At 63.3% G+C, this 5,444-nt stretch carries 6 protein-coding genes and 2 pseudogenes; 3 read left to right on the forward strand and 5 right to left on the reverse strand.

Translation table 11 applies throughout. The features are described from left to right. Positions 1–297, reverse strand: a pseudogene (locus BLR85_RS27675) (transposase); the annotation flags it as partial. A gap of 56 nt (positions 298–353) precedes the next feature. Between BLR85_RS27675 and BLR85_RS27680 the strand changes: the two are divergent. Continuing rightward, a pseudogene (locus BLR85_RS27680) lies at positions 354–1,052 on the forward strand (IS5 family transposase); the annotation flags it as partial. A gap of 150 nt (positions 1,053–1,202) precedes the next feature. Here the strand turns inward: BLR85_RS27680 and BLR85_RS27685 are convergent. After that, positions 1,203–2,426 (reverse strand): MFS transporter, encoded by a 1,224-nt coding sequence (locus BLR85_RS27685; RefSeq protein WP_093164997.1) that lies wholly within the window; start codon positions 2,424–2,426, stop codon positions 1,203–1,205. Between the two features lie 124 nt (positions 2,427–2,550). Here BLR85_RS27685 and BLR85_RS27690 point away from each other — a divergent pair, with 124 nt between their 5' ends. Continuing rightward, positions 2,551–3,186: a DNA-3-methyladenine glycosylase family protein gene (locus tag BLR85_RS27690; protein WP_244520907.1), complete on the forward strand. Its 636-nt coding sequence runs from the start codon at positions 2,551–2,553 to the stop codon at positions 3,184–3,186. A 5-nt stretch (positions 3,187–3,191) separates the two neighbouring features. On the opposite strand, the gene BLR85_RS30175 is transcribed toward BLR85_RS27690, so the two are convergent. Then, positions 3,192–3,506, reverse strand: coding sequence for a response regulator transcription factor (locus BLR85_RS30175; RefSeq protein WP_244520908.1), 315 nt, complete (start codon positions 3,504–3,506; stop codon positions 3,192–3,194). Positions 3,507–3,880: 374 nt separating this feature from the next. Between BLR85_RS30175 and BLR85_RS27700 the strand changes: the two genes are divergently transcribed. Further along, positions 3,881–4,681: a glycosyl transferase gene (locus tag BLR85_RS27700; protein WP_093165005.1), complete on the forward strand. Its 801-nt coding sequence runs from the start codon at positions 3,881–3,883 to the stop codon at positions 4,679–4,681. Between the two features lie 146 nt (positions 4,682–4,827). Here BLR85_RS27700 and BLR85_RS27705 read toward each other — a convergent pair whose 3' ends face one another. Together BLR85_RS27705 and BLR85_RS27710 are read right to left on the reverse strand one after the other, a co-directional pair. Then, positions 4,828–5,067, reverse strand: coding sequence for a hypothetical protein (locus BLR85_RS27705; RefSeq protein WP_093165008.1), 240 nt, complete (start codon positions 5,065–5,067; stop codon positions 4,828–4,830). Positions 5,068–5,136: 69 nt separating this feature from the next. Continuing rightward, the coding region (locus BLR85_RS27710; RefSeq protein WP_170844816.1) for a transposase at positions 5,137–5,444 on the reverse strand (308 nt) is incomplete at its 5' end.

The raw sequence follows: 5,444 nt of genomic DNA on the forward strand, positions 1-5,444 counted from the left end.
CTCGACGACGAGCGGGGCTCAGAAGTTTCCCCGTGCAGCTTCCTTCAGGATGAGCTTGTCCAGCGTCAGGTCTGACACGGCTTTTCGAAGCCGTTCGTTCTCTTTCTGAAGCCGCTTGAGCTCCTTCAGTTGGTCGGTTCCCATCCCGCCGTACTGCTTGCGCCAGCGATAGTAGGTCTGCTCCGTTATGCGCACCTCGCGGATCGCATCCACACGCGCAATTCCTTGCCCGACAAGCACATCAACCTGCCGTAACTTCTGAACTATCTCTTCCGGCTTGTGCCGCTTGTTCGCCATTCTCAGTCCTCCGTTCCCTAAACATAACGGTGGACCAGTTCAGACGGGGCACTCCAAGCCTGCTAAAGCTCTCCGGGCTCGACTGGTCTGTGCCTGACTTCAGCACCCTCAGCCGACGCCAAAAGACTTTGGATGTGACTATCCCGTATCGGGGCTCAAAGGGGCCGCTGCACCTGCTGATCGATAGCACCGGCATCAAGGTGGAAGGCGAAGGCGAGTGGCATGCGCGCAAGCATGGCGGCCCAAAAACGGCGGGTCTGGCGCAAGATCCACCTCGGTATCGATGAGGAAACACTGGAAATCCGGGCCGTCGAGGTCACCGCGAGCAATGTCGGCGACGCCCCCATGCTGCCGGAACTTCTGGGCCAGATCGACCCGAACCAGGAGATTGCCAACGTCACCGCCGACGGCGCCTATTACACGCGCAGATGCCGCGACGCCATTGCGGACCGCGACGCAGCTGCAATCATTCCGCCCCGCCGCAACGCCAGACCGTGCAAGCCGACCACCGCAGGTGCCAGAGCCCGCAATGAGGCGCTGCGGGCCTCGACATATCTCGGTCGGGCGCTCTGGCGACGCTGTAGTGAATATCACCGGCGAAGTCGTGCCGAAACGAAGATGAATGTGTGAAGATCCTCGGCCAGCGCCTACTGGCGCGCGACTTTGACCGCCAAGTGGCCGAGGTTCAGATCCGTGCCGTGGTGCTGAACCGCTTCACGGCACTCGGCATACCCGTCACAATTGCTGCTGGCTAAGCGCATGCAGAGAAAGGAGAAATGCGGCCATTTTCAGATTTGCGCAACAGCGCCAGCGTGGGCGCGTGGAGTTCCACGGCACGCCAGAGGACATTCCGGATCTGTCGTAATGCCTCGTTCGACCGGTTAACCGGAGGCGCTCGCTTGGGCTCAATCCTTCGGGCGCAGCGTCAGCCAGATCAGCGCGCCGCCCGCAAGCGCCAGGAAGGGCGCCATGGCGAGATTGACCGAGATCCAGCCGAGCTGCGTATCGCCGCCGGAGCAGTTCATCAGCCCGCCCGAGACCATGGAGGCTAGCGCCACGCAGCCGAACACCAGCGTGTCGTTCAAGCCCTGAACCCGACCGCGTTCGGCCGGCGAATGGGACTGCGAGAGCATGGTGGTCGCGCCGATGAAGCCGAAATTCCAGCCGACGCCGAGAAGGATCAGTGCGACGAAGAAATTGCCCAGCTCGACACCCTGCAGTGCCACTGCGCCGGCGGAAGCGAGAATGAATAGTCCGGTGGCCATGATCGCCCGCACGCCGAAGCGGGCGATCAGGTGCCCGGTGACGAAGGACGGGGCGAACATGGCCAGCACATGCGCGGTGACGACGAAACCGGCCGTTTCGGTGTCGAAGCCGCAGCCTACGACGGCCAGCGGTGTCGAGGTCATCACGAGGTTCATCAGCGCGTAGGAGACCATGGCGCAGATGATGGCCACCAGCACATTGGGGTCGCGCAGCAGCTCGCGGCGGCTACGCCCCGTGGGCGTGCCGGGCTTGGGCAGGGGGGGCTTCGGGATGTCGAGCAGGAAGAACAGGCCCATGCCGACGATATTGATGCCGATGGCGCCGAAATAGGTGCCCAGGAAGGGCACGACGAAGGCATCGGCCAGCGAGGTGCCGAGCGTCGGGCCGATCACGGCGGAGACAAGCCCGCCCGCGAGCACGTAGGAAATGGCCTTGGGGCGGAATTCCTCCGACGCCGTGTCGGTGGCGGCAAAGCGGTAGAAGCCCTGCGCCGAGACATAGATGCCGGTGAAATAGGAACCGAGCAGGAAGATCTCGAAATTACCCGTCCACAGGCCATAGGCCGAGACCGAGGCGCCGATCACCCCGCCGATCCCGCCGATGAAGAAGCCCAGCTTGCGCCCGAGCACCTGCATGGCCGAGGAGAGCCAGGGCGCGGTGGTCATCGAGCCAATGACGATGAGCGAGATCGGCAGGGTCGCAAGGCAGACATTGGGCGCGAGCATTCCGCCGGCGAGGCCCGCGACCGTGTAGATCATCGCGACCTGCGAGCCGAGGATTGCCTGCGCCGCGACGAGGATCGCCACGTTGCGCTTGGCGCGGGCGTCCTGCGGAGCGGGGGAGGAAGAAACTGCGTCAGTCATCGGGTCCGCTTTGCCCGCGATTGTCCGGCAAGGCAAGGGAGCCCGGACGACGAATCCGCAGGATTCGGGCTTTTCGGGATTTCCGCCTCAGCCTAGTTTCGCCGGGACAGGAAAAGGACAGCCCGTGACCGATATTGGCAGGATCATCGAGACTCATGACTGCGTGGTCGAAGGCAGCGCCTTCCTCGCCGCGCGGGAGCCGCGTTTCGCGCAGGCCTTGGAGCAGACCGGCCCGTTGCCGCTGCGCCGGCGCAAGGATGGATACGAGGCGTTGCTCTCGGCGATTGTCAGCCAGCAGGTGTCGGTGGCGGCGGCAAATGCGATCTGGGGAAAGCTGAAACAGGCGCGCCTGACCGGCCCGCGCAAGGTGGCATGGGCGAGCGAGGATGACCTGCGCGCTTGCGGGCTAAGCCGGCAAAAGGTGCGCTATGCCAAGGCGCTGAGCGAGGCGCGGATCGACTATGCCGCGCTGCGGGGGGCGCCGGAGGAGGAAATCCTGGCCCGTCTGACCGACGTGCCGGGGATCGGGCGCTGGACCGCCGAGATCTATGCCATGTTCTCGCTCGGTCGGGCCGATGTCTTCGCGCCGGGCGATCTCGCCTTGCAGGAAGCGGCACGGATGTTATTCGAGTTGGAGAAACGCCCCACCGAAAAGGTGCTGCGCGAAATGGCGGAGGCCTGGTCGCCCTGGCGGGCGGTGGCCGCGCGGCTGCTCTGGGCCTATTTCCGGGTGGCAAAGGCGCGCGAGGGGATACGCTAGCGCGATTAGTCCTCGCGCTCGGGTTCCGACGATGCCTCCCCGAGCAAGCCGGATTCCATGCCGCGCAGCGCCGCCGTTGTGCGGTCGCCGGCGCCGAGTTTGCGGTAGATCCGCCGGATATGAGTGTCGACGGTGTGCCGGGAAATGCCGAGGATTTCCGCGATCACCGAGTTGCTCTTGCCGCGTGCGATCCAGCGCAGGATTTCCGCTTCGCGCGGGCTGAGCCCTATTTCGCATTCCCCGCGCTCGTGGGGCAGCAGCGAGACCGGCAACATGTCGAGCAAACGGACGATTTCGGCGAGCCGTTCGCAATCTTCCACTGTCCAGCCCGCAAGTTCGGTAGGATTCTCCAGGAAACTGCCGCGCAACCGGGCGAGCGCGACGCAAAGCGCGTCGAGCGCCTGAAGGAGATCCCCACATTGCGACTGCGTACGACTCGTACGGTCTCTGTTGCAAGTTCGAACAGGTCGAGCGCAGTCATCCGCTCTTGTCCCTCCGGCAAAGGTTTGGCGCGTCCGGAACGCGTCGCGCGCCGGATCTGTTGCGGACTGGTAGTGAATTGCTTTCATGCAGGATGTAGGGAGTGATGGGCGTTTTGCAAGCGCTTTAGTTGCAAAATAGTTGGGCGTTCGGCCTTGCATCCGCACTGGCGAGCGGGCGCGCATCGCGATAGAGCGGGGCAAAGGAGACACGCATGGCCATCGCAAATGTCATCTGCATCAAATGGGGCACGCTTTTTGGGCCGGAATACGTGAACCGCCTCTATTCCGGTGCACGGCGGAACCTCTCCGGGGATGTGCGTTTCTTCTGTATGACGGAGCATCGGGAGGGTCTGCACCCGGATATCGAGGTGCTCGAATTGCCGATCGAGCCCTATCTGGAGGAAATGGACGCAGCCCTCGCGGTGGCCAATCGGCAGGGTGCAATGCGCAAGGTGAGCCTGTTCCGTCCCGGCCTCATTCCCGATCTGGAAGGGCCGTTACTGGGTTTCGACCTGGACGTGGTGATCACGGACGATCTCGACGAGTTGCTGGATTTCGCCCCCGGCAAGGTGGCAATGCGCGCCGACTGGGTCGAGGCGCGGCGTGGGCGGAAGACCGGCCATGGCTCCGTGTTCCGCTACGATCCGGCGCTGCATGGCTGGCTTTATGACGCGCTCGCGGCGGACCCGAAGGGGCAGGTGGAAAAGGCGCGTGGATCCGAGCAGCGCTATACCTCGACGCTCGCGCAGGAGCGGGGCGAGTTTGCCTATCTGCCGCCCGACCAGGTGGTGAGCTTCAAACATGGCTGCCTGCGCCTGCCGCCGATGAACTACCTCGCCGAACCTCGCCTGCCGGAAAATGCCCGCGTCGTCTGTTTCCACGGGCGGCCCAAGATGAGCGAGGCGGTGGAGGGCTATCACGGCTCCATCATCCGCCACACGAAACCCTGTTCCTGGCTCCGGGAACATTGGATCGACCGGGCGCGCGAGGATCTGGGCGGCGAATGGGGTTAGGGGCGGGTTTTGCCCGCTAGCTCCCGCCCGCAACCTGGTCCGGGCGTTTCCGACGGTCGCAAATAGAAACGCCCGCTGCATCGATGAGCGGGCGTTTTTGATTTCCTGAATTGCGCTTTGGAGATGTCCAAAGGCCCCGGAGGGACTTAGTTCTTCTTCCCCGATTTGGAGACCTGCGTGCCAGTCGTCAGCCGCGAGCCGGCATTCCCCCAACCGGAATCGCCTTTGCCGGACGCATTCTTGCCGCTCACGCTGGGGGCAATATTGGCGCCATTGGTCTTGATGGATTCGACCATTGCCTTCGCAGCGTCGGAATTGCCCTGAGCGAAGGCGGTCGAAACGGTCAGGATTGCCGCGCCGGCAATGGTTGCTATCATAAGTTTCATGGTTGTCCTCCTTGGATCTGCCCTTGCGCCTCGTTTGAAGCGCAAAAGAGGACCTAAAGCACCCCGCCATTAACCTGAGACATATCCGGCAGCCTTGAAGTAGCTCCAGCATTCTTGCGGAGAATAGAGATCGCAGACCTGGGCGATGGCGCCGAACAATTCGGTGAAGGTGCGAGCGCCGATCCTGCGGAGGTGAGCCTTGAGCTTCGAGAACGCCATTTCGATGGGGTTGAGGTCGGGGCTATAGGGCGGCAGGAACAGGAACCAGCATCCGGCGTCTCGCATGGCCTTGGCCGCGGCGGCGCTCTTGTGTGTAGCGAGGTTGTCCAGAATGACCACCGTTCCCGGCGCAAGTTCCGGAACCAATACTCTTTCCA

Origin of the sequence: Aliiruegeria lutimaris, from assembly GCF_900099935.1 — a bacterium.
Taxonomy (GTDB): Bacteria; Pseudomonadota; Alphaproteobacteria; order Rhodobacterales; family Rhodobacteraceae; genus Tropicimonas; species Tropicimonas lutimaris.